General features: G+C 34.9%; 22 protein-coding genes and 1 tRNA gene. 17 read left to right on the top strand and 6 right to left on the bottom strand.

Annotated elements, in window-relative coordinates; genetic code table 11:
• From murD to ACSVH5_RS06570, 10 genes are all read left to right on the top strand, one after another.
• Positions 1-1,332, top strand: a complete 1,332-nt coding sequence (gene murD / locus ACSVH5_RS06615; RefSeq protein WP_438060658.1) for a UDP-N-acetylmuramoyl-L-alanine--D-glutamate ligase — start codon at positions 1-3, stop codon at positions 1,330-1,332.
• 30 nt (positions 1,333-1,362) lie between these two features.
• Complete coding sequence (locus ACSVH5_RS06610) at positions 1,363-2,652, top strand: FtsW/RodA/SpoVE family cell cycle protein (protein WP_438060657.1); 1,290 nt, start codon at positions 1,363-1,365, stop codon at positions 2,650-2,652.
• Between the two features lie 40 nt (positions 2,653-2,692).
• Entirely contained in the window at positions 2,693-3,784 is a 1,092-nt protein-coding gene (gene murG, locus ACSVH5_RS06605; protein ID WP_438060656.1) for an undecaprenyldiphospho-muramoylpentapeptide beta-N-acetylglucosaminyltransferase, read from the top strand.
• A gap of 32 nt (positions 3,785-3,816) precedes the next feature.
• Positions 3,817-5,166 carry a UDP-N-acetylmuramate--L-alanine ligase gene (gene murC, locus ACSVH5_RS06600; RefSeq protein WP_438060655.1) on the top strand — a complete coding sequence of 450 codons (1,350 nt, stop codon included), beginning with the start codon at positions 3,817-3,819 and terminating at the stop codon, positions 5,164-5,166.
• Complete coding sequence (locus ACSVH5_RS06595) at positions 5,153-5,875, top strand: cell division protein FtsQ/DivIB (protein WP_438060654.1); 723 nt, start codon at positions 5,153-5,155, stop codon at positions 5,873-5,875. Before murC ends, ACSVH5_RS06595 begins: the two co-directional genes overlap by 14 nt.
• 6 nt (positions 5,876-5,881) lie before the next feature.
• Positions 5,882-7,279 (top strand): cell division protein FtsA, encoded by a 1,398-nt coding sequence (ftsA, locus tag ACSVH5_RS06590; protein WP_438060653.1) that lies wholly within the window; start codon positions 5,882-5,884, stop codon positions 7,277-7,279.
• 75 nt (positions 7,280-7,354) lie between these two features.
• Positions 7,355-9,295 (top strand): cell division protein FtsZ, encoded by a 1,941-nt coding sequence (gene ftsZ / locus ACSVH5_RS06585; RefSeq protein WP_438060652.1) that lies wholly within the window; start codon positions 7,355-7,357, stop codon positions 9,293-9,295.
• A gap of 197 nt (positions 9,296-9,492) precedes the next feature.
• The gene (locus tag ACSVH5_RS06580; RefSeq protein WP_438060651.1) at positions 9,493-9,942 is read left to right on the top strand and encodes a GatB/YqeY domain-containing protein; all 450 of its coding nucleotides are present in this window, start codon (positions 9,493-9,495) and stop codon (positions 9,940-9,942) included.
• Positions 9,943-9,957: 15 nt separating this feature from the next.
• Positions 9,958-10,031, top strand: a tRNA-Arg gene (locus ACSVH5_RS06575).
• A gap of 384 nt (positions 10,032-10,415) precedes the next feature.
• Positions 10,416-10,835, top strand: a complete 420-nt coding sequence (locus ACSVH5_RS06570) for a CBS domain-containing protein (protein ID WP_438060650.1) — start codon at positions 10,416-10,418, stop codon at positions 10,833-10,835.
• A gap of 47 nt (positions 10,836-10,882) precedes the next feature.
• On the opposite strand, the gene rpe is transcribed toward ACSVH5_RS06570, so the two are convergent.
• The 6 genes from rpe to ACSVH5_RS06540 all read right to left on the bottom strand — a co-directional run bounded on the left by rpe (position 10,883) and on the right by ACSVH5_RS06540 (position 17,252).
• Positions 10,883-11,548, bottom strand: coding sequence for a ribulose-phosphate 3-epimerase (gene rpe, locus ACSVH5_RS06565; RefSeq protein WP_438060649.1), 666 nt, complete (start codon positions 11,546-11,548; stop codon positions 10,883-10,885).
• Positions 11,549-11,898: 350 nt separating this feature from the next.
• Entirely contained in the window at positions 11,899-12,762 is an 864-nt protein-coding gene (locus ACSVH5_RS06560; protein ID WP_026707723.1) for a sigma-70 family RNA polymerase sigma factor, read from the bottom strand.
• A 266-nt stretch (positions 12,763-13,028) separates the two neighbouring features.
• Positions 13,029-15,161, bottom strand: coding sequence for a polyribonucleotide nucleotidyltransferase (locus ACSVH5_RS06555; protein WP_438060648.1), 2,133 nt, complete (start codon positions 15,159-15,161; stop codon positions 13,029-13,031).
• 243 nt (positions 15,162-15,404) lie between these two features.
• Positions 15,405-15,674 carry a 30S ribosomal protein S15 gene (rpsO, locus tag ACSVH5_RS06550; protein WP_438060647.1) on the bottom strand — a complete coding sequence of 90 codons (270 nt, stop codon included), beginning with the start codon at positions 15,672-15,674 and terminating at the stop codon, positions 15,405-15,407.
• Positions 15,675-15,829: 155 nt separating this feature from the next.
• Positions 15,830-16,747, bottom strand: coding sequence for an energy transducer TonB (locus tag ACSVH5_RS06545; RefSeq protein ID WP_438060646.1), 918 nt, complete (start codon positions 16,745-16,747; stop codon positions 15,830-15,832).
• Between the two features lie 49 nt (positions 16,748-16,796).
• On the bottom strand, positions 16,797-17,252 hold the full coding sequence (locus ACSVH5_RS06540; protein ID WP_438060645.1) for a GAF domain-containing protein: 456 nt from the start codon (positions 17,250-17,252) through the stop codon (positions 16,797-16,799).
• Between the two features lie 55 nt (positions 17,253-17,307).
• Between ACSVH5_RS06540 and xrtF the strand changes: the two genes are divergently transcribed.
• The 7 genes from xrtF to ACSVH5_RS06505 all read left to right on the top strand — a co-directional run bounded on the left by xrtF (position 17,308) and on the right by ACSVH5_RS06505 (position 23,619).
• On the top strand, positions 17,308-17,874 hold the full coding sequence (gene xrtF, locus ACSVH5_RS06535) for an exosortase family protein XrtF (RefSeq protein WP_438060644.1): 567 nt from the start codon (positions 17,308-17,310) through the stop codon (positions 17,872-17,874).
• Complete coding sequence (locus ACSVH5_RS06530; RefSeq protein ID WP_438060643.1) at positions 17,849-18,289, top strand: exosortase F system-associated membrane protein; 441 nt, start codon at positions 17,849-17,851, stop codon at positions 18,287-18,289. Before xrtF ends, ACSVH5_RS06530 begins: the two co-directional genes overlap by 26 nt.
• 58 nt (positions 18,290-18,347) lie before the next feature.
• On the top strand, positions 18,348-19,175 hold the full coding sequence (locus tag ACSVH5_RS06525) for an ATP cone domain-containing protein (protein ID WP_438060642.1): 828 nt from the start codon (positions 18,348-18,350) through the stop codon (positions 19,173-19,175).
• 25 nt (positions 19,176-19,200) lie between these two features.
• The gene (locus ACSVH5_RS06520) at positions 19,201-20,556 is read left to right on the top strand and encodes an MBL fold metallo-hydrolase RNA specificity domain-containing protein (protein ID WP_438060641.1); all 1,356 of its coding nucleotides are present in this window, start codon (positions 19,201-19,203) and stop codon (positions 20,554-20,556) included.
• Between the two features lie 51 nt (positions 20,557-20,607).
• Positions 20,608-21,015, top strand: a complete 408-nt coding sequence (locus ACSVH5_RS06515) for an HYC_CC_PP family protein (RefSeq protein ID WP_438060640.1) — start codon at positions 20,608-20,610, stop codon at positions 21,013-21,015.
• A gap of 229 nt (positions 21,016-21,244) precedes the next feature.
• Complete coding sequence (locus ACSVH5_RS06510) at positions 21,245-23,254, top strand: TonB-dependent receptor plug domain-containing protein (RefSeq protein ID WP_438060639.1); 2,010 nt, start codon at positions 21,245-21,247, stop codon at positions 23,252-23,254.
• Positions 23,255-23,274: 20 nt separating this feature from the next.
• A complete protein-coding gene (locus tag ACSVH5_RS06505) occupies positions 23,275-23,619 on the top strand; it encodes a heavy-metal-associated domain-containing protein (RefSeq protein ID WP_438060638.1) in 345 nt (114 codons plus the stop codon).
• The last annotated feature ends 29 nt before the right edge of the window (positions 23,620-23,648 follow it).

Genomic DNA, 23,648 nt, shown 5'->3' with positions numbered 1-23,648 from the left:
ATGAGATTAGTTGTTTTAGGAGGTGGCGAAAGTGGCGTTGGAACTGCTATTTTAGGAAAAAAACAGGGTTACGAAGTCTTTGTTTCCGATTTTGGTAAAATTAAGCCAACTTATAAAGACGTTCTTAATCAATATGGAATTCCTTGGGAAGAGGAAAGGCACACTGAGGGGTTGATTCTAAATGCTACTGTGGTAATGAAAAGCCCGGGTATTCCTGATAAAGCGCCGATAGTAAAGAAATTAGTAGAAAAAGGAATATCAGTTATTTCAGAAATTGAATTCACAGCTCCTTTTACTAATGCAATTACAATAGGGATTACGGGAAGTAATGGGAAAACAACCACAACCATGCTTACGTATCATTTACTAAAAACAGCGGGCTTGAATGTGGCTTTAGGGGGTAATATTGGAAAAAGTTTTGCTTGGCAAGTTGCAGAGAACAATTACGATGTATATGTGTTAGAGCTTAGTAGTTTTCAATTAGACGGGATATTTAATTATAAACCACATATAGCAATTCTAACTAATATTAGTCCCGATCATTTAGATCGATACGAATACAAGTATGAAAATTATATTGCTTCAAAGTTCAGAATTACCATGAATCAAACTGAATCAGATTATTTGATTTATGATGCAGATGATGAAGCAACTCAAGAATGGTTACAACACAATACAACAAAAGCACAATTAATACCTTTTTCAATATCAAAAACACTAGAATTAGGAGCATTTTTAAAAAATAACATTATGGAAGTTAAAATGAATCAAGAAGAATTTTCAATGGAGACCGAATACATCGCATTAGAAGGCAAACACAATATGAAAAATGCTATGGCAGCAACATCTGTAGCAAAATTGATGAATATTCGAAATGCTACGATACGCGAAAGTTTATCCAATTTTCAAGGTGTAGAACATCGGTTAGAAAAAGTTCTTAAAATTCAAAATGTACAATACATCAATGATTCAAAAGCAACCAATGTAAATGCTACCTATTTTGCTTTGGATAGCATGAATGTTCCTACAGTTTGGATAGTTGGAGGCGTTGATAAAGGAAATGATTATAATGAGTTAATGTCTTTGGTTCGCGAAAAAGTAAAAGCAATTATTTGTTTGGGAATCGATAATTCCAAGATTATTGCAGCCTTTGGCAATGTGGTCGACGATTTGATTGAAGTTAATACTATGAACGATGCTGTAAGAATGGCGCAACGCTATACTGAAAAAGGAGATGCTGTACTATTGTCTCCAGCCTGTGCAAGTTTTGATTTATTTGAGAATTATGAAGATCGAGGTCGTCAATTCAAACAAGCAGTGTATAATTTGTAAATACAATAAATCAGTATAAAATAGTTGATAATGAAGGAACTAGTAAACAAGTTAAAAGGAGATAGAGTAATTTGGTCATTCGTGGCTTTATTAGCTTTGTTTTCGTTTATGCCTGTTTTTAGTGCCAGTAGTAATTTGGCATATATAGGTTTGGGTAAAGGAAATACGCTAGGATATTTGCTGAAACATCTCGCCCATATTGGTATAGGTTTTTTAATTATTTACTGGGTTCACAAAGTTCCTTATTTGTATTTTAGAGCCATTTCAAAAGCTGCATTGCCTGTAGTTTGGATAATGTTAGCCTATGCTCTAATAAAAGGGACTGTCATAGCAGGAGCTAACGCAAGTCGATGGATTCAAATACCATTTATTCGAATTACTTTTCAGCCTTCTACAATGGCTGCCATTGTTTTGTTTGTTTTTGTTGCTCGCTACTTATCCAAAAAAAGGGAAACTCCAATAGATTTTAAATCCTCATTATTAGAATTATGGTTGCCGGTATTTATTACATTGATTTTTATTTTGCCCTCTAACTTTTCTACCACAGCTTTAATTTTTTCAATGGTAATCATGTTAACTTTTATAGGTAAATATCCTTTAAAATACATTGGTTTTATCATTGGTTCAGGAATAGTGTTGCTGCTGTTTTTTGTACTTGTTGCAAAAGCATTTCCCGATTCTAGATTTTTTAGTAGAGTAGGTACATGGGAGAATCGTATCGAACGATTCATGTCAAATAAATCAGATGAAGACAACTACCAAATCGAAAAAGCCAAAACAGCCATAGCTACAGGTGGTCTTTATGGTTTAGGACCCGGAAAAAGTGTACAGAAAAATTTTCTACCTCAATCCTCCTCTGATTTTATTTTTGCCATTATAGTAGAAGAGTGGGGATTGATAGGTGGCTTATCTGTTGTTTGTTTGTACCTTTTATTAATGTTTCGTTTTGTAATTGCATCCCATAAAGCTACAACTTTGTTTGGAAAATTAATTGTAGTTGCCTTAGGGTTTCCGATGATCTTTCAAGCCATGATCAATATGGCTGTTGCTGTTGAATTATTGCCTGTAACAGGCCAAACATTACCCTTAATAAGTAGTGGAGGTAGTTCGATTTGGATGACCTGTTTTTCTCTTGGAGTAATTCTAAGTGTAACCAAAAAGGAAGAGGAAGTCGCTCAAGAATTGAAAGAAAAACAAATTCGAGAAGAAGCCTTGCAAAAATTGATCGATGCACAAATCGAATCTGAAAATCAAAATGTGGAAGAAAAATATTCTATAGAAGATCATGCTAAACCAATGAATGCGATACTTAATCGATAGTTGCTGATAGTAGTCAATTGTTTGTTTTAAATTTTTTATTATGACAAAATTAAAATTCATATTGAGTGGTGGAGGCACAGGTGGTCATATCTATCCTGCAATTGCAATTGCAAATGAACTAAAAAACAGGTATCCAAGCGCCGAATTTCTTTTTGTAGGAGCCAAAGACAAGATGGAAATGCAAAAAGTTCCTCAGGCAGGCTATGCTATTAAGGGACTTTGGATTGCTGGTTTACAAAGAAAATTAACGATTCAAAATGCCTTATTCCCTTTAAAATTAATAAGTAGTTTATGGGAGTCTAGAAAAATTCTTAAAAACTTCAAGCCCGATGTAGTTATTGGTACAGGCGGGTTTGCGAGTGGACCACTGTTGAAAGTTGCCAACTTTTTGAATATCCCAACAGTTATTCAAGAACAAAATTCCTATCCAGGAATAACAAATAAATTACTGAGTAAAAAAGCAGCAACAATTTGTGTGGCTTATGAAAACTTAGAACGTTTTTTTCCGAAAGAAAAAATGATTTTGACAGGTAATCCAGTTCGTCAAGATTTGATTGATGTAGAAAGTAAAAGAGAGGAAGCTATTTTACATTTTAAATTGAATCCAAATCAGAAAACAATTCTAGTTTTGGGTGGCAGTTTAGGGGCTAGAAGAATTAATCAATTGATAGAAAAAGAACTAAATCACCTTTTAGCCCAACAAGTTCAAATTATTTGGCAATGTGGGAAGTTGTATTTGGATGATTATTCTAAATACAATTCAGGACAAGTACAAGTAGTGGCATTTATTGAAAGAATGGATTTAGTATATGCTGCTGCTGATTTTGTGATTTCAAGAGCAGGTGCTTCATCTGTTTCAGAGTTATGCATAGTTGGTAAGCCAGTTATTTTTATCCCATCTCCTAACGTTGCCGAAGATCATCAGACTAAAAATGCACAAGCTATAGTGGATAAAAAAGGGGCAATTATGATTAAGGAAGCTGCCTTAGATGATGAATTTAGTATAGTTATTGAAGCTTTATTGAAGGACAAAGGAAAACAACAACTCTTGGGGGATAACATTAAAAAATTGGCGTTGCCACAAGCAACAGTTCAAATTGTTGATGCAATTGAAAAATTGATTAAAAAATAAATAGAATGAAGTTGAATTTTTAATATCGAAACATGAACTTAAATCAAATACATAACGTTTATTTTATTGGTATTGGTGGTATCGGTATGAGTGCTTTGGCTCGCTATTTTAAAAATATAGGCAAGGAAGTATGCGGATACGATAAAACGCCATCAATGCTAACGAATGAGCTGATAGAAAGTGGGATAACTATTCATTTTGAAGATAATATTGCATTGATTCCTGCCAATTTTGAACCTGAAAATACGCTAGTGATTATTACTCCAGCGGTCCCAAAATCGCATTTGGAATGGAATTACTTTCTATCTCATAATTATGAAGTAAAAAAACGTGCTGAAGTTTTGGGTATTATAACAAAAGATACGTTTAGTTTTGCAGTAGCTGGGACTCATGGAAAAACAACTACTTCAAGTATTTTAGGGCATATTTTGTATGAAAGCGGGGCTGATGTAACGGCCTTTATTGGCGGAATTGTAGAGAATTATAATTCAAATTTAATTGGAGCTGGCAAAACTGTAACCGTGGTCGAGGCCGATGAATTCGATCGTTCATTCTTGCATTTGCATCCAGATATTGCTTGTGTCACTTCCATGGATGCCGATCATTTAGATATTTATGGAACGAGCCAAGCCATCGAAGCTTCTTTCGAAGAATTTGCTGATAAAGTACAAGATCGATCCAAATTATTTGTTGCTGAGGGATTGCCTCTAAAAGGATTAGTTTGTGCAATAAATAATGAGGCTGATTTTAAAGCATTTAATATACGAGTTAAGGATTCTAGTTATGTTTTTGATGTACAAACACCAACAGAAGTTATTACTGACTTGCGTTTTGGCTTGCCTGGTAGACATAATTTAATGAACGCGTTGATGGCATTGGCAATGGCAAAAACTTATGGCACCCCAACCGAGGCTATTGCTAATGCATTATCAACTTTTAGAGGGATAAGAAGACGTTTTTCATATCAAATCAAACGTTCGAATTTAGTGTATATCGATGATTATGCACATCATCCTACTGAAATTAACGCAGTGCATCAAGCCGTAAGAGAATTGTATCCTAATCAAAAAGTGTTGGCCGTTTTTCAACCTCATTTATTCAGTAGAACCAAAGATTTCGCAGATGATTTTGCATCGAGTTTGTCTGATTTTGATGAAGTATTGTTGTTAGATATTTATCCCGCTCGAGAGTTACCCATGGAAGGGATTACCTCGCAATGGCTTATGGATAAAATGAATACTAAGCATAAAAAATTAGTGTTAAAAGAGCAATTGATTGAAGCTATGCTCTCTTCTGATGCTACTGTAATTGTAACTATCGGAGCAGGAGACTTAGGGGAAATGGTTCCAAGTATAAAACAAGCATTAGATGAAAAAAATTAATTGGTCAACCGTTAGATTGCTGTTCATGTTAGCAGTAGTTGTTTTCTTGTATTCGTTTACAGGAAAGCGAAGTATTGACCGAAAAATCACTAAAGCAGAAGTTGTTTTTGTAGGAGAAAATCAACTTTTTATTGATCAAAAAACGGTTAATAAATTGTTAATAGAAAATAGAACAGACCCTAAAACTATTGGTAGGGATGCCTTAGATTTGAATAAACTCGAGAAATCTATCGATGCGCACCCTATGATTGAAAAATCACAAGTGTCAATTAGTGTTGATGGTGTTTTAAAAGCTGTGGTTAAACAAAAGACTCCAATTGCAAGAATTTATGATGGAGGAGCTTCTTTTTATATTGATTATAAAGGAAATAAAATGCCTTTGTCTTCAAATTATACAGCACGAGTTCTTCTTGTTTCGGGTGAAATAAACGATGAAAATAGAACCGATTTTGCGAAGCTTTTTCGTGTGATTTACGACGATGTTTTTCTTAAAAAAAACATCATTGGAATGCAGATTATGCCAAATGGTAGCGTTTTAATGTTGAATAGAAATTATAATTTTAAAATTGATTTTGGTCAATTGGTAAATGTAGAACAGAAATTCAAAAATTATAAAGCGTTTTTTCAAAAAGTAGTTTTAGACAGTTCAATTGCTAATTATAAAAAAATTGATCTTCGATTTGCGCAACAAGTAGTGTGTACTAAATAATAGAAAATGGAAAAAGAGAATATTGCGGTAGGTCTAGATATTGGAACAACCAAAATAGTAGCCATGATTGGCAAAAAAAACGAATACGGAAAGTTGGAAATATTAGGTGTTGGAAAATCCAAAAGCCTTGGCGTGGCTAGAGGTGTAGTTAATAATATAACTCAAACTATCCAGTCTATTCAACAAGCTATTTATGAAGCCGAAAACAATTCGGGATATAAAATCAAAGATGTTGTAGTAGGTATTGCTGGTCAGCATATTCGAAGTATTCAGCATAGCGATTATATCAGTAGAAATAATCCAGAAGAGGTTATCGGTGATTGTGATATTGATCAATTAATTAGTCAGGTTCACAAATTGGCCATGTTACCAGGTGAAGAAATAATTCATGTCCTTCCTCAAGAATTTAAAATCGATGGTCAGTCTGATATCAAAGAACCTGTTGGGATGTACGGTGGAAGATTAGAAAGTAGTTTTCATATTGTAGTAGGACAAGCTTCCTCTATCAGGAATGTAGGAAGATGTATTCAAAGTTCAGGGATTGAGTTGTCTGGTCTTACCTTGGAACCATTGGCATCTTCTGATGCTGTGTTGAGTCAAGAAGAAAAAGAAGCAGGTGTTGCTTTAATTGATATTGGTGGAGGAACTACTGATTTAGCTATTTTCAAGGACGGTATTATTCGCCATACAGCAGTAATCCCTTTTGGCGGAAATGTGATAACCGAAGATATCAAAGAGGGTTGTTCTATTGTAGAAAAACAAGCTGAGTTGTTAAAAGTAAAATTTGGTTCTGCTTGGCCTGGTGAAAACAAAGACAATGAAATCGTTTCTATTCCCGGAATACGTGGAAGAGAACCCAAAGAAATATCTTTGAAAAACTTGTCTAAAATTATCCATGCTAGAGTTGTGGAAATTATCGAACAAGTTTTTGCAGAAATCAAATTATACGGTCATGAAGATCCACGTAAAAAATTAATCGCAGGTATCGTTTTAACTGGTGGTGGCGCTCAATTAAAGCACATTAAGCAATTGGTAGAGTACATTACAGGAATTGATACTAGGATTGGATATCCAAATGAACATCTTGCAGGTAATTCAGATGTTGAGATTTCAAGTCCACTTTATGCTACAGCAGTAGGTTTGGTGATGAATAGCATTGATAAAAACACTCAAAGCGCTATTAAAATTAACAGAAACCCAGTTGTAGAAAGAGTGCCCTATCCGAGAGACCGTGTTGTCGAAACCATTAAAGCACCAGAAATAGAAACTCCAGTCGTTGTAGATTTGGATGTCAAAGAAGATAAACATGTACCAAATCCAGAATCTACAGAAACAAAAATCCGAAGATCTTTTCTTGATAAATATGTAGATAAGATCAAAGAATTTTTAGATAACGCAGAATAAATACGAAACTAAAGCCCTTTTTGCCCCAAGCAAGAGAGCAAAAAATATAAATAAGAAATTCAAAAACCCAATAAGATGACAAGCAACTCAGAATTTGGAAGCATTTCATTTGATTTACCTAAAAACCAATCAAATGTGATAAAAGTTATTGGAGTAGGTGGTGGCGGTAGTAATGCCATTAACCACATGTTTAAGCAAGGTATTATCGGTGTTGACTTTATAGTTTGTAACACAGATTCTCAAGCGCTGCAAAATAGTTCTGTACCCAACAAAATTCAATTGGGAGTAAATTTAACTGAAGGACTTGGTGCTGGTGCCAACCCAGATGTGGGGCATCAGTCTGCTATTGAGAGTATTGGTGACATTGAAAAAATGTTAGATAGTAATACCAAAATGGTTTTTATTACTGCTGGAATGGGTGGAGGTACAGGAACAGGTGCAGCTCCAGTAATTGCTCAATTAGCCAAAGAAAGAGATATTTTGACAGTTGGTATCGTTACCTTGCCCTTTTTATTTGAAGGTAAAGTGCGTCAAGAACAAGCGATTATAGGGATCGAAAAATTACGAAAACAAGTTGACTCTTTGATTGTAATCAATAATAATAAGTTAAGAGAAGTTTATGGTAATTTAGGTTTTAAAGCTGGTTTTTCTAAAGCTGATGAAGTATTGGCCACTGCTTCAAGAGGAATTGCTGAAGTGATAACGCATCACTATACCCAAAATATTGATTTAAGAGATGCTAAAACTGTTTTGTATAATAGCGGTACAGCTATCATGGGTTCTGCAACTTCATCTGGTGAAAATAGAGCTAAAGAGGCCATTATTGCTGCATTGGACTCTCCATTATTAAATGATAATAAAATTACCGGCGCCAAAAACGTATTGTTGCTTATCGTTTCTGGAACAAATGAGATTACTATTGATGAAATTGGGGAAATTAATGATCATATTCAAAATGAAGCTGGTAATAATGCTAATATTATCATGGGTGTTGGTGAAGATGAATCATTAGGAGATGCTATTTCTGTAACGATTATCGCTACCGGTTTTGATGTTGAGCAGCAGAATGAAATTGTCAATACAGAACCAAAAAAAATCATTCATACTCTAGGTGAAGAGCAAAAAAGTGAACACAATTTGATTCCTACTCCAGTAACTACATTTAATCTAAATGAGAGCAATGAAGATTTAAAATCCGAGAGGGTAGTTTTTGAATTGGAAGAGGAATTGGAAGAGGAAACACCTATTGTTTTGGAAGTTAAAAATCCATCAATGAACAATGAGGATTTGATTGTGATGTCAGAGTTTATCAAAAATTTAGATGTAACTTTCGAAATCGTTTCTCCAATTGAAGACTTTGATTTTAATATTTCTTTGCCAACAAGAGAAGAAGCCCAAATTCCTCAAACTATTATGAAAGAGGAATCAAAACAGACTGCTTTTTCATTTGAATTACCTTTAAGTCCAAAGCCTTCTTTTGTTCCTCCAGTGGTGGAGGAAAAAGTAGTTTTTGAATTAGCAAGCGAGGCTCATGATATTAATGTTGTACAGCCAACGCATTTAGTTCCTGTAACCGAATTGACTGACAATGGAATTATTAAATACTCTCTAGAAGAGTATATGGAGGTTGAAAATGATTTTATGCAGTCAAAACCACAAGTAGTTCAAGAAGAAATTCCTGCCGAATTGAATATCACAATGAAGCAAATTTCTCCAATGGAAAATAATCAAGTGAGTACAGAATCTATTTCTCCAATGGACATGACTATTGAAGAAACGCTACGTTTTAGAGCTGAGGAAAGAAGAAAAAAGCTAAAGGAATTTAATTATAAGTTTCATAACAACGTTAATAGAATAGATGAATTAGAACGAGAGCCAGCTTATAAAAGGCTTGGACTTGATTTATCTAATACACAAGCTGTAAATCAGAATTCAAGAATTTCGGTAAGTACAGACAGTAATAACGATTTACAATTTCGTTCGAATAATTCTTATTTACATGATAATGTAGATTAATGCTATAAATACAATATTGAGTAGCCTGGAAATTATTTCAGGCTATTTTTTTGATTTTTATTGTGATTAGGATGTTTAATGTGAGTTGTTATTACAACATAAATGTTCTAAATTTGCTACGCTTTAATGCGGTAACATCAATCTGCCAAAGCCATAGAGTTCTAAGAAAAAAAAATAAAAAAAAACACACATAAAAAATGAGTTTATCAATACGAATCATGGACGAGATTAAAAACGCCATGAGAGCAAAAGATACCGTCGCTTTAGAAGCTTTACGAGCTATTAAATCAGAATTGCTTTTAGCTCAAACCGCAACTGGTTCTAAAGATGAAATTTCAGAAGCTGAAGAAATTAAATTGCTTCAAAAGCTTGTTAAAACTCGAAAAGACAGTGCTAAGATTTTCGCAGAGCAAAATAGATTAGATCTAGCAGAGCCAGAATTAGCACAAGTAGCAGTAATAGAAAAGTTTTTACCTGCTCAATTAAGTGAAGCTGAAGTAGAAGTTATTGTAGCTAAAATTATTGCCGATACTGGGGCATCTGGCATCGCAGCGATGGGGAAAGTTATGGGTATAGCTGCTGCTCAGTTAGGAGGTACAGCTGAAGGGAAAACTATTTCTACTATAGTTAAAAAATTATTGACTTAATTTTTTACCACTATCGACTGCGTAGTTCAACTGGATAGAATATCAGATTTCGACTCTGAGGGTTGCAGGTTCGAACCCTGTCGCGGTCACAAAATTAATGCAATCACTTGGTTTTCTAGTGGTTGCATTATTTTTTTTACTAAAAAATCATCCTGGAAGTTATAAAAAAGACAAGGTGACTATGAGTGGCTATGCTTTGAATTATATTCTTTTCAAAATCTATAAGTAGCAATTAAGGTTCGATTAGTGCATTTTTTTTTGAATCTTTAAGAACATAAGTGAAATTGCTAATGCTGATAGACATAGTAAATTAAAGGGATTGTATTTAAAAGGCTATTTTGTTTCTATAAAAGCTGTCTATAATTCTTACAGTTGATATAATTTACTCAAAACAATTTGTTTATGACCTGACAATCATCAGGTTTCATGATTTTTTTTTCAATTAAATTTGATGGATTTTAAATGTAAGGGTTATGAAAAGTAATGTTCCAGTTTCAAAAATTATGTCTACAAATTTAGTTAAACTGTATTTGTCCGATGATTTAACTAAAGCAGAAAGTTTGTTTAAACACCATAAAATTCGTCATATTCCAGTAGTAAATGGAAATAAAATTTTAGGCATCTTAAGCTATACTGATTTACTTCGTATTTCTTTTGCAGATGCGATTGATGAGGATGAAGAAGTAGTGGATACCACTGTTTATAATATGTTTTCAGTAGAACAAGTAATGGTTAAAAAAGTAACAACAATTTCTCCTGAAACTACTATTAAGGAAGCTGCAGCAATTTTAATCCATAATGATTTTCATGCCTTGCCAGTTTGTGAAGGTGAACTTTTGGTGGGAATAGTTACTACCACCGATTTGATACAATATTTGATTGATGAGTATTAAAAAAGAAAAGGCTATTGGCTGAAGTCAGCAATAGCCTTTTTTCTTTATTAAATCGTTGTAATTTGTTTTAAATCAGTAATAGTTGCTGTAGGATTTTCAGCTTTGAAAACAAAACTTCCTGCTACTAATACATCAGCTCCGGCTTCAACTAATGCTCTAGCATTTTTATTTGTAACTCCGCCATCTATCTCAATTATGGTGTTGGCTCCCTTTTGAATAATTAAATCTTTTAATTTAGTCACTTTATTATAGGTATTCTCAATAAAAGACTGTCCTCCGAATCCTGGATTTACACTCATAATACAAACCAAATCAATATCGTTGATTATATTTTCTAATAAATCAATAGATGTATGTGGGTTGATAGCTACCCCTGCCAGCATTCCTTCAGCTTTAATAGCCTGTAATGTTCGGTGAAGATGATTGCAAGCTTCGTAATGAACAGTTAGCACATTGGCGCCCAAATCAGCAAACGTTTTGATGTAACGATCAGGGTCTACTATCATTAAATGTACATCGATTGTTTTGCTTGCATGTTTTGCAATTGCTTCTAATACAGGCATGCCAAATGAAATGTTAGGTACAAATACGCCATCCATGATGTCAATATGAAACCAATCAGCTTGGCTGTTATTAATCATCTCAATATCGCGTTGTAAATTAGCAAAATCGGCCGCAAGAACTGATGGCGCTATAATTGTGTTTTTACTCATTGTTGTGTTGTATTAATTTTTCGCAAAGATAAATTTTTTAATGGCAATGTTTGCATAGAATTTATAGGGATTCAAGCTAGTTGTATATAAATAGTATTCTAATAAAAGTCTAGGCTTTGTTTGTCCTGCAAAAAACAAAACTCCGGAAACCCGAGTGAAACGAACTGACCGGAGTTTTGTTTGTCCTGCAAAAAACAAAACTCCGGTAATCAGCCGGAGTTTTCAATCATCAATCAAAAAACGAACAGTTAATCAGGCTGTCGTTACTTTTAAAATTCCAATTATTTGAAATTCCAGTCTCCAAAAATAGTAAAATTGGTATTTGGAATTTGTTTTTTGGAATTTATATTTTATCCTAAATAGGTTTTTAATATTTTACTTCTAGAAGTATGTTTTAATCTACGGATAGCTTTCTCTTTAATTTGACGCACTCGTTCACGGGTTAAGTCAAAGGTTTCGCCAATTTCTTCTAAAGTCATTGGATGTTGATCACCTAAACCAAAATACAAACGAACTACATCTGCTTCTCTTGGAGTAAGCGTTTCTAAAGAACGCTCAATTTCAGTACGCAATGATTCGTGAATTAGTTCTCTGTCTGGATTTGGTGACTCTCCTGAACGTAAAACGTCATATAGGTTAGAATCTTCTCCTTCAACTAAAGGTGCATCCATTGATAAGTGACGACCAGAGTTTTTCATGGACTCTTTAACGTCATTTACAGTCATGTCTAACTCTTTTGCAATTTCTTCAGCAGAAGGTGGTCGCTCATTAGATTGTTCTAATAAGGCGTACATTTTGTTGATTTTATTGATAGAGCCAATTTTGTTTAAGGGTAAACGAACGATACGTGATTGTTCTGCTAAAGCTTGAAGGATCGATTGACGAATCCACCAAACGGCATACGAAATGAATTTGAAACCACGAGTTTCGTCAAAACGCTGAGCTGCTTTAATCAATCCTAAGTTTCCTTCATTGATTAAATCGGGTAATGTTAATCCTTGGTTTTGATATTGTTTAGCTACAGATACAACGAAACGTAAATTGGCTTTAGTAAGTTTTTCTAAAGCTCTTTGATCACCGGCTTTGATTTTTTGTGCTAATTCTACTTCTTCATCGGCAGTAATTAAATCTACCTTTCCGATTTCTTGTAAGTACTTGTCTAATGATGCAGTTTCACGATTGGTTACCTGCTTGGTGATTTTTAGTTGTCTCATGGTATTTGTCTCCTTATTGTTTAAGCGTACAAATACTTATACGGATGTTGTTTCAAAAAAGTTACATATTTATCAATTTTTTTCCAATAATAAAAAATATACATTCAATTTTAGTTTAAAAATGGGACTCTAGATAAATATAAATGAATTTTTTAGATTAAATAAATGAGACACTTTTAAATGTTATTTTGTGATTCATTATAGAAAAGCCCTTTATTCAGGAATGAATAAAGGGCTTTTTAAATAACATTTTGATCTAAAAGTACTTATTTTTTTTCCTCACGTGGAGGTCTAGGTACTAATGCTTTTTTAGATACCTTCTCTTTACGAGTTTTAGGATCAATACCTAAGTATTTCACTTGGAAAACATCGCCCATTTTTACGACATCGGCTACATTTTCTGTTCTTTCCCAGGCCAATTCAGAAACGTGCAATAACACTTCGTTTCCTGGAGCAGCAGTATATTCTACCACAGCACCAAAATCAAGCATTTTAATTACTTTCACTTCATAAGCTTCGCCTATTTCAGGCTTGAAAGTAATGGAAGCAATTTTTGCTAATACTGCTTGTATTCCATCAGGATCTGTACCTAAAATTTCGATCACACCTTGCTCGTCTACTTCGTTGATTACGATAGTAGTTCCTGTGGCTTTTTGTAATTCTTGAATTACTTTTCCACCTGGCCCGATCAAAGCGCCAATAAAGTTTCCAGGAATAGTTCTAGTAATGATTTTTGGAGCGTGTGCTTTTACATCAGCTCTAGGTGTAGCGATAGTTTCAGTCAATTTGCCTAAAATATGCAAACGTCCATCACGTGCTTGTGCTAAGGCTTGCTCCATGATATCGTAACGTAAACCCTCTATTTTAATATCCATTTGGCAAGCTGTGATTCCGTCAGCTGTTCCGGTTACTTTAAAGTCCATATCTCCTAAATGATCTTCATCGCCCAAGATATCTGAAAGTACTGCAAAATTTTGTCCGTCAGTAATCAATCCCATAGCAATTCCAGAAACTGGTTTTACCATTTGAACTCCGGCATCCATTAAGGCCATTGTGCCCGCACAAACGGTTGCCATAGAAGAAGAACCGTTGGATTCTAATACTTCAGAAACCACACGAATAGTATAAGGACAATCAGCAGGAATCATATTTTTTAATGCACGTTGTGCTAAGTTTCCGTGACCTACTTCTCTTCTTGAAGTTCCTCTTAGTGGTTTTGCTTCACCAGTAGAGAAAGGAGGGAAGTTGTAGTGTAAATAGAATTTCTCTTCACCTTGTTCTGATGGAGAGTCGATTTGGTTTGCTTCTCTAGAAGTTCCTAAAGTTACGGTAGCCAATGCTTGGGTTTCTCCACGAGTAAAGATAGAGGACCCGTGAACAGAAGGCAAATAATCGGTTTCACACCAAATAGGTCTGATTTCAGTAGTTTTTCTTCCGTCAAGACGCAATCCTTTTTCTAGGATTACATTACGAACCGCTTCTTTGTTTGTTTTATAAAAATATTTACCAACTAAATCGCCGTTTTCGGCTAATTCTTCTTCGGTAAACAAGGCTTTTACTTCTTCTTTTACAGCGGCAAATTTTTCGCCTCTTTCGCTTTTTCCAGAAGCTTCTTGAGCGATAGCGTAGCATTTGTCATACGCAGCTGCTTTTACTTTTGCATAAATAGCTTCATCTTCTTTTTCGCCTTCGTAAGTTCTGTAGGCTGGAGAACCAACCGCAGCTCTTAAACGTTCTTGTGCTTCAATTTGGATTTTGATGGCTTCGTGAGCAAATTTGATGGCTTCTACCATTTCGGCTTCTGAAATTTCTTTCATTTCGCCTTCCACCATAGCAACAGAATCTTTAGAGGCACCAATCATCATATCGATGTCAGAGTTTGCTAGTTCTTCTCTACTTGGGTTGATTACTAATTTTCCGTTTACACGAGCTACGCGTACTTCAGAAATTAAGTTGTAAAATGGAATATCAGAAACGGCTAATGCTGCAGAGGCGGCTAAACCTGCTAAAGCGTCTGGCATTACTTTTTCGTCATGAGACATCAACTGAATCATTACCTGTGTTTCTGCGTGGTAATCGTCTGGGAAAAGTGGACGCAATACACGGTCTACTAATCGCATAGTTAGTACTTCGCTGTCGCTTGGACGTGCTTCTCTTTTGAAAAAACCTCCGGGGAAACGGCCAGCTGCAGCAAATTTTTCACGGTAATCAACAGTAAGGGGTAAAAAATCTACACCTGGATTGGAAGTTCTTGCTGATACGGCTGTAGCCAATAACATGGCATCACCCATTCTAACTACTACTGAACCGTCAGCTTGTTTTGCTAATTTTCCGGTTTCGATTGAGATGCTTCTGCCATCTCCTAAATCGATAATTTCTTTTGAAACTTGTGGAATCATACTTATTTTTTTGTGATTAAACAATGGGTTTTAGTTGTGTTGTAGTTGTTGTGTGTAGTTATTGCCTAAAACCCAATGAAAAACCAAACTTTTTTACCTATTGCAAATATAGCAAAAGACGCTATACATTTATAGAAATTAGACTACTTATTCTGATGATTATCAGGTGTTTTTGTTTAATTTGTTCAATGTATATTTTGAATAAAAAAAGAGGCACTTTCGCACCTCTTTTTTGTATATTGATTATTTTCTAATATTCAATACTTTGATAATCTCACGGTATCTGTTGATATCTTTCTTTTTCAAGTAATCCAACAAAGCTCTTCTTTTACCTACTAATAGTACCAAAGAACGCTCAGTGTTATAATCGTGACGATTTTTTTTCAAGTGCTCAGTAAGGTGGCTAATTCTGTGTGTGAATAAAGCGATTTGTCCTTCTGCAGATCCAGTATTTTCTGCTTTTCCTCCGTGTTTAGCGAAAATTTCCGCTTTAACTTCTTTAGTTAAATACATGCTAATATTATTTAAATGATTTTTATGTATGACTTACAGCTCTTGTAAGACGGGTGCAAAAGTATAAAATAATTACGATATGAACAAATTAAACGTTTCTTTATTTTATTTTGAGCACCAGCTTAATCTATTGTGAATCATGAAATATTTTTAATTTACTTAAAAGTAATAGGTAACGTGAAATGTGTTTTAACAATAATGCCTCTGTGTTTTCCTGGTATCCAGTTTTCATATTGAGAGATTAATTGTATAGCGTTTGCTGTAACACCAAATTTATCATCTGCATAAGCTGTGATGTTTTCTAATTTTCCAGTTTCGGTTACCTCAAGGCTAAGCAATATTTGGCCATAAACTCCTCCTTCAATGTTTTTGGGTATTATACCACAGTTTTGTACATAACTATAAAAATTATTAATTCCTTTTTTCGGATGGGCTCTTTCTTCAATTTCAGTATAAGTATATTTGTTGTTCAATGAATCAATGCTGTGGCCTATTACTAATTTTCCTTTGCTATATTGTTCACTAAAAGACGCTTTAAGCTCTTTTATTTCACCGTTCCATAATCCTTCTTTGAGAAAGTCTTTTACCAGTCCTTTAGACCTCTCTTTGTTGTGATCATAGTCCTCACTATATTCTCCCTCGCCATTAACTACTTTTTGAACATTGTTTTCGTCGAAATAGTTGAGAATTTTAGTATAAGAAATTTTTTTGTCTTTACTAATTTCGACTTCTGTCTCGGCTTTAAAAACACCGTTTTCATGATAATAAAATTGTTTGCCTGTTGGAAGATTGTCATGATAATTAGCTACTTGTTTCTTTTTGCCATTTTCAAAATAATACAGACACTTTCCTTCTAATTTTACCCGGTCTTTATTTGTCGTTGTTCCGATTAAGTAAATTTTGCCTGACTTGTAATAGATTTTAATATTGTATTCTTTTTTTCTGGAATCATAATCTTCAATTTCTTTGATGTATTCAAAATTATTTTCGTTAGAGGTGGTTAAATAGGAATCTACATAAAATAATTTTTTGTTGTTGCTTTGTGAATTAACATGAGTTATGAAAAGTATCAATACCAGACAAAATAGAAATTTTTTTTTACACATTGAAAAGATGGTTGTATTAAAAAAGTTTAGCAATTTCCTCATTCACAAACTCCAAGAATCGTTCGTCGGCTTCAGTGAAAGGGTCGATAACGTGACTGTCAATATCAATTTGGCCAATGTTTATGCCGTTTACAAATAGTGGTACCACAATTTCTGATTTTACAGTAAAGCTACATGCAATGTAGTTGTCTTGTGCTGACACATCAGGAACTACAAAGTTAGCATTCGAATCGGCTACTTGTCCGCAAATTCCTTTTCCGAAAGGAATAACGGTGTGGTCTGTTTCGGCTCCTACATAAGGTCCTAAGTGCAAGGTTTTGGTATCGTGGTTGGCGAAGTAAAATCCCACCCAATTGTAGTATTCAATCGATTTGTTCAAAAGTTGGCAAATGGCCAATAATTTCTCGTCTCTAGTAATAGTATCGTTGCTTGTAATGGCAATTACCTTTGGTTGTAATTCTTGAAATGTCATTTTAAATTGTTTTTACACAAAAGTATTTAATGCTAGTCTTATAAATTACATAAATTTGAAAAAAAAATCAATTTTGAAAAACTATTGGACGCTTTATCAGCCATTTTTGAAATTCATTGGGGCTTTTTTATTTTCGTATATCTTACTTACTTTTTTGTATCAATGGTATTTGTCTGGAAATGAAAATAATCAATTGGATGGTATCACCCGACTTGTGGCTAGTCACGTTGAAAGAGTCTTGCAAGTATGCGAATCCAATTCGGCTGTGGAATATCAGCAAAATACCAAAATAACCATCATGATTCACCAAAGAGAAGTGGCAAGAATAATTGAAGGATGTAATGCGATAAGTGTTATAATACTTTTTGTTTCTTTTGTGATTGCTTTTGCAGGAAGGTTGAGGACAACTTTGTTGTTTTTGATTGGAGGTAGTGTATTGATTTATCTGCTCAACGTGATTAGAATTGCTGTTTTGAGTCTACTCTTGTATCGTTTTCCTGCCTATGAGCACCTTTTGCATGGGGTGATTTTTCCTTTGTTTATTTATGGGGTTGTTTTTATTTTATGGTTTGTCTGGGTCAACTACTTTTCTACTTATGCAAAAAAATCTACATCAAAATAAAGTTAAACTCGTTCTTGGGTTACTGCTTGTTTTTCTTTTAGCACTAATTCGCGAATTTGAAACGCAATTGTTTTATGATCCTTTTTTGACTTTTTTTAAAAGTGAGTATGCTACTTTGCCCTTCCCAAAATATGAACCGTTTCGATTGTTTTTAGGATTGCTTTTGAGATACGGATTGAATTCTTTGCTATCCTTGGCTTTGTTGTATGTTATTTTTGAAGACCGGGATATAGTTAAGTTTTCGGGTGTGCTGTTTGCAGTTTTCTTTGTGGTTTTACTACTGGCTTTTTTTTACATACTTTCTTTTCATAATCAAAACTATTTGTTACTTTTTTATGTGCGTAGGTTTTTGATTCAACCTATTTTTATCCTGCTTTTTATCCCTGGATTTTATTACCAAAAACGCCTTAAGTAGCTTATTTATACGTACCTTTAGTTGGATTTTAGATATTCAATGTTAAAACTAAAGTGTAATGAAAGTTGTCAAATTTTCAGGGGATGTGGTTGATTTTAATTCCAATAAGTTATTGAAATCGCTATTAAAAGCTGGGGCCAATACTGAACAAGCCCAACAAATTATTACTACTATCAGTTCACAACTTTTTGATGGGATGGCCACCAAACAAATTTACAAGTTGGCTTTTGCCTTGCTAAAGAAAAATTCAAATGCACATGCAGCGCGTTACAACTTGCGTGAAGCGATACGAATGTTAGGTCCCGCTGGTTTTTATTTTGAAAAATATATTGCCAGCCTTTTTGAATCGGAAGGTTATTTCACGAAAACCAATTTAGTTTTACAAGGCAAATGTGTCACGCACGAAATAGATGTTTTGATTCAAAAAGACTCGGAAATGGGGATGGTGGAATGCAAGTTTCACGCGGGTAGAGAAGTGGCTTCGGATGTAAAAGTGCCGATGTATATTTTGTCTAGATTTAATGATTTAAAAACAAAATTGCATCCTTTTTTTGATTCCAAAAGTACTCTGTCTTCTTGTTGGATAGTAACCAATAATCGATTTACGACTGATGCAATCACTTTTGCACATTGTTCAGGATTACAACTTTTGAGTTGGAATTATCCTGAAAATAATTGTTTAAAGTCTAAAGTGGATCAAAATAAGTTATATCCCATCACATGTTTGACCACATTGTCTCTTGCTGAAAAGGAACATTTATTACAAGAAGATTTGTTGTTGGTTAAAGGTATTTTGACCCATTCTTCGATTTTGAATGCGATTGGCTTGAGTTCTAATAGAATTCAAAATGTACTCAAAGAAGCAAGAGAATTGTGCGGTACTTAATGCATTAATTTAAAAAATAGTTCTCATGAAAATTACCTGTATTGGAGGAGCAGGAACCGTCACAGGTTCTAAAACCCTCGTCGAAAGTAACGGAATTCGAATTTTGATTGATTGTGGGCAGTTTCAAGGGATCAAGCCTTTGCGAGAATTGAACTGGGAGCCTTTGCCTATTTTGCCAGCAACCATTGATTTTGTTTTGCTGACTCATGGACATTTAGATCATTGTGGCTGGTTGCCAAGGTTGGTCGATCAAGGGTTTAATGGAAAAATTTATTGTACGAGTCCCACGGCTGCTATAGCCAAACTGATTTTACTAGACAGTGCCAAAATCCAAGAAGAAGAAGCAAATAAAGCGAATGAAGGCCATTATTCAAAACATCAAATCGCTAAACCACTTTATACGGTGGCTCAAGCCGAAGAAGTGTTTTCCCATTTTAGAGTGATTCAAACCAAAACGCCTATCGCTTTGGATGCCGAAATTGAAGCGGTTTTTAGTAATGCTGGGCATATTCTTGGGGCCTGTAGTATCGAATTGCATTTAGAAAATCAGTATTTGGTTTTCTCTGGTGATATTGGGCGCGACAATGATGTATTGCTATTTCCACCAACCTTACCAACTCGAGGCGATTATTTGTTTTTGGAAAGTACATATGGAAACAGATTGCACCCCGACACCGACCCAAAATTGGAGTTGGAAATGTACATCAACAACACAATTGCCAAAGGAGGAACGGTGATTTTGCCCAGTTTTGCGGTCGAAAGAGCTCAGAGTGTGATGTTTTTATTATGGCAACTACAACAAGAAGGGCGAATTCCTTCGGTTCCTTATATTATGGATACTCCAATGGGAATTAGTATGCTAGATCTTTTTGAGCACAATACGAAATGGCATAAATTAACACAAGAACAGTATGTTGGAATGTGTAAAATGTTTACTATGGTTTCAGATTATAAAGAAACTATCGAAATAATTTACAATAAACAGCCCAAAGTTGTGATTGCTGCAAGTGGAATGATAACTGGAGGAAGGGTTTTAAGTTATTTAGAACGCTATATTGGTTTGCCAGAAACAACAGTAATTATTATTGGGTATCAGGCCGAAGGAACTCGAGGTAGAAAATTATTAGAAGGTGCTCAAGAAATTAAGATTCGCGGGAAATATTATGGGGTGAAAGCAACCATTCTAGAGATTGAAGGTTTGTCTGCTCACGGTGATCAAATGGACTTATTACATTGGTTATCGGCTTTAGAAAACAAACCTAAGAAAGTGTTTTTGGTGCATGGAGAAAATCAACCTGCAGATGAATTGCGAATAAAAATACAAGAGCAATTTGGCTTTGATTGTGTGGTTCCGATGATGGGACAAACGTTTGATTTGTAATTTTAACAAATATTTTAGTTGTTACTATAATCCAATTATTAATTTCGCAGTATGAATGTAAAGAAGAGCACTAGTTTATTTTTGGCATTCCTGTTATTGGTTTCCAATATAGGGATGGCTATTAATGTGCATTATTGTGGCGACTCTATTGCTTCGATAAGTTTGCATTCTGAACTTTTATCTTTGACTGAGCCAGAAGGCTGTTGTGAAAAAACAGCAGTTGTCGAAAAAGATTCTTGCTGTAAAGATAAAGTGGTGCATTTTGAGAAAAAGTCGGATAATGCGACTGTAAAAATTGTACTTTTTGACATTTCGGCTCCTTTCTTAGTGCCAGTGCAACAAGTTCCAGTTTTTACAACAACACCTCATTTTCAAAAAGCGGTAGTCAACGATTATTATGTTGCTATCAATGCGCCTCCGCTCTACCAATTATACCATCAATACATTTTTTACGCCTGATTTTTGTTTATTTAATTTCTTAAAAATTTTATAAACAGTTGTCGTTTGAGCATTTTTGTCCTTATGTGCAGGTTTGCGTAAGGGATAGCAGCAGTCCGCCGCGGCGGACGCGTATAGCCCGACCGCATTTAGGCGAGGGGGCAAATAGCACGTTGGTTTTGTTGCCCCCTTGACTAAATGGGGTTACGCCCATAATAAGCTGAAACGACGGCATAAATCAGATTAAACAATGCAGAAAAAAATAGTGCTTTTAGCCACCATTTTACTAGCGTTTCCGGTTTTTTCACAAGAAAATCTAGACGAAGTAAAGGTGACCAAAAAGCGAAAAGGATTGCAAAAATCCTTCACGGTTACCACCAACACTACCTTGGTAACCAGCAAAGAGTTGCTTAAAGCGGCTTGTTGTAATTTGGCCGAAAGTTTCGAGACCAATCCATCTATCGATGTGAATTTTTCGGATGCTTTGACGGGCACGAAACAAATCAAAATGTTAGGTTTGACGAGTCCGTACCTGATGATTACGGAAGAAAATGTGCCATCCGTTCGTGGGGCATCCCAAGCGTATGGCTTGTCGTTTACTCCGGGAACTTGGGTTGAAAGTATTCAAATTACCAAAGGCGCGGGAAGTGTGGTGAATGGGTACGAGAGCATTTCGGGACAAATAAACACCGAATTGATTAAGCCTATCAACGATATTCCTTTCTTTTTGAATGCCTATGGTTCTACAGATTCGAGATTTGAGTTGAACACACATTTTAACACGCAATTGTCTCAAAAGTGGAGTAGTAGTTTGTTTGTACACGGTAACACTCGTGTGTCTAAAATGGACCAGAACAACGATGGTTTTATGGATAATCCGTTGGCCAAGCAAATCAATGTTATGAATCGCTACCAATATTATGATGCGGAGAACGGGTTAGTGAGTTTTATCAATTTCAGGTATATGAATGATAAAAAACAATCGGGCGAGGTTGATTTTGATCCCGATACAGACCGAGGTACCACTAATCGTTGGGGTTCTGAAATCAATACCCAACGATTGGATTTGGCAACGAAAGTGGGGTATGTCTTCAAAGATATGCCGTTTCAAAGTATTGGTTTTCAAAATGCTTTTACATTACACGATCAAAATTCGTATTATGGATTGAATGTGTACGATATTAAGCAAAGTAGCTTCTATTCGAATTTGATTTTCAACTCTATCATTAACAACACCAAACATAAGTTTGCAACTGGAATCAACTTTGCGTACGATAATTACAAAGAGTTTGTAGGGTTGACAGATTATGGAAGGGTAGATAATTCGGTAGGTGCTTTTTTTGAATATACGTATGATAACGATGATAATTTTAGTTTGGTTTTAGGCGGAAGAGTTGATAATCACAATCGATTGGGGACTTTTGTAACGCCCCGTTTGCATCTTCGTTATAATCCTTGGGAGAAAACGGTGCTTCGTTTTTCGGCAGGAAGAGGAAAACGTGCGGCGAATATTTTTGCCGAAAATCAATCGTTGTTTGCTAGTTCTAGAACGCATTCTATTTTGGATACCGATGGAAAAATCTATGGTTTGAATCCAGAAATTGCTTGGAATTATGGTTTAAGTTTTAATCAAAAATTTCAATTGTTTGGACGAAACGGCGATACAGGATTTGATCTTTACAGAACCGATTTTCAAAATCAAGCGGTTGTTGATGTTATGCAATCGCCGCAGCAAGTTTTGTTTTATAATCTAAAAGGGAAATCTTATGCGACGAGTTTGCAAATCGAATTCAATTATGAACTAGCGAATCGTTTTAGTTTGCGTTCTGCTTATAAGTATTATGATATTCAGACGCAATATTTATCAGGTGTTTACCAAAGGCCCTTACAAGCGAAGCATCGTTTTTTTGGGAATTTAGAATATGAAACAGGGCGAAGTGAATCAGGAAGCCAATGGCGTTTTGATGCGACTTATAACTGGTTAGGCAAACAACAATTGCCAGTTACAGCCTCGAATCCTGCTCAAGATCGTTTGCCTGATTTTTCTCCATCTTATAACTTGATTAATGCTCAAGTTACGCATGTGTTTTCTTCTAATTTTGAAATATATGTTGGAGGAGAAAACATTGGTAATTACAAGCAAAGCAAGGCCATACTTGGAGCAGAAGCTCCTTTTGGCCCTACTTTTGATGCCTCAATTGTATATGCGCCAATCTTTGGTCAAATGTATTATGCAGGGCTACGTTTTAAAATAAAATAAACCTTTAATAAATAGAAATCATGAAAAAAATAGTTTTAGTTGTATTAGTTGCTTTAGTAGGTTTTGTTGCTCAAGCACAAGAAAAAAAGAGCAAAAATGCCAAATATGTAACCGAAGTAAATGGAAATTGTGGCATGTGTCAAAAACGCATTCAAAAGGCTGCTCTTTCTGTAGAAGGAGTGAAGTCAGCTACTTGGGACATTGATAGTCATCAATTAACCTTGATTATTAATGAAGAGAAATGTTCTCCATTGGCGGTAAAAAAAGCTATTGCCAAAGTGGGGCATGACACTGATGAAGTAAAAGCGACAAAAGAAGATTATGATAAGTTGCATACCTGTTGTATGTATGAGAGAAAAGAATAATTTTTTACAACACCCAAAACTCTTGTTTT

Source organism: Flavobacterium sp. RSSA_27 (assembly GCF_051547125.1).
Classification (GTDB): Bacteria; Bacteroidota; Bacteroidia; order Flavobacteriales; family Flavobacteriaceae; genus Flavobacterium.
This window is presented reverse-complemented; position numbering and strand designations above follow the sequence as displayed.

Coding starts and splice junctions, on each gene's coding strand:
- ACSVH5_RS06610 (WP_438060657.1), top strand. CDS start 1,363: ATGAAGGAACTAGTAAACAAGTTAAAAGGAGATAGAGTAATTTGGTCA.
- ACSVH5_RS06570 (WP_438060650.1), top strand. CDS start 10,416: ATGAAAAGTAATGTTCCAGTTTCAAAAATTATGTCTACAAATTTAGTT.
- murC (WP_438060655.1), top strand. CDS start 3,817: ATGAACTTAAATCAAATACATAACGTTTATTTTATTGGTATTGGTGGT.
- murG (WP_438060656.1), top strand. CDS start 2,693: ATGACAAAATTAAAATTCATATTGAGTGGTGGAGGCACAGGTGGTCAT.
- ACSVH5_RS06530 (WP_438060643.1), top strand. CDS start 17,849: ATGCAAAAAAATCTACATCAAAATAAAGTTAAACTCGTTCTTGGGTTA.
- rpsO (WP_438060647.1), bottom strand. CDS start 15,674: ATGTATTTAACTAAAGAAGTTAAAGCGGAAATTTTCGCTAAACACGGA.
- ACSVH5_RS06515 (WP_438060640.1), top strand. CDS start 20,608: ATGAATGTAAAGAAGAGCACTAGTTTATTTTTGGCATTCCTGTTATTG.
- ACSVH5_RS06525 (WP_438060642.1), top strand. CDS start 18,348: ATGAAAGTTGTCAAATTTTCAGGGGATGTGGTTGATTTTAATTCCAAT.
- ACSVH5_RS06520 (WP_438060641.1), top strand. CDS start 19,201: ATGAAAATTACCTGTATTGGAGGAGCAGGAACCGTCACAGGTTCTAAA.
- ACSVH5_RS06555 (WP_438060648.1), bottom strand. CDS start 15,161: ATGATTCCACAAGTTTCAAAAGAAATTATCGATTTAGGAGATGGCAGA.
- ACSVH5_RS06580 (WP_438060651.1), top strand. CDS start 9,493: ATGAGTTTATCAATACGAATCATGGACGAGATTAAAAACGCCATGAGA.
- ftsZ (WP_438060652.1), top strand. CDS start 7,355: ATGACAAGCAACTCAGAATTTGGAAGCATTTCATTTGATTTACCTAAA.
- ACSVH5_RS06505 (WP_438060638.1), top strand. CDS start 23,275: ATGAAAAAAATAGTTTTAGTTGTATTAGTTGCTTTAGTAGGTTTTGTT.
- ACSVH5_RS06510 (WP_438060639.1), top strand. CDS start 21,245: ATGCAGAAAAAAATAGTGCTTTTAGCCACCATTTTACTAGCGTTTCCG.
- ACSVH5_RS06560 (WP_026707723.1), bottom strand. CDS start 12,762: ATGAGACAACTAAAAATCACCAAGCAGGTAACCAATCGTGAAACTGCA.
- ACSVH5_RS06595 (WP_438060654.1), top strand. CDS start 5,153: ATGAAAAAAATTAATTGGTCAACCGTTAGATTGCTGTTCATGTTAGCA.
- rpe (WP_438060649.1), bottom strand. CDS start 11,548: ATGAGTAAAAACACAATTATAGCGCCATCAGTTCTTGCGGCCGATTTT.
- ACSVH5_RS06540 (WP_438060645.1), bottom strand. CDS start 17,252: ATGACATTTCAAGAATTACAACCAAAGGTAATTGCCATTACAAGCAAC.
- murD (WP_438060658.1), top strand. CDS start 1: ATGAGATTAGTTGTTTTAGGAGGTGGCGAAAGTGGCGTTGGAACTGCT.
- ftsA (WP_438060653.1), top strand. CDS start 5,882: ATGGAAAAAGAGAATATTGCGGTAGGTCTAGATATTGGAACAACCAAA.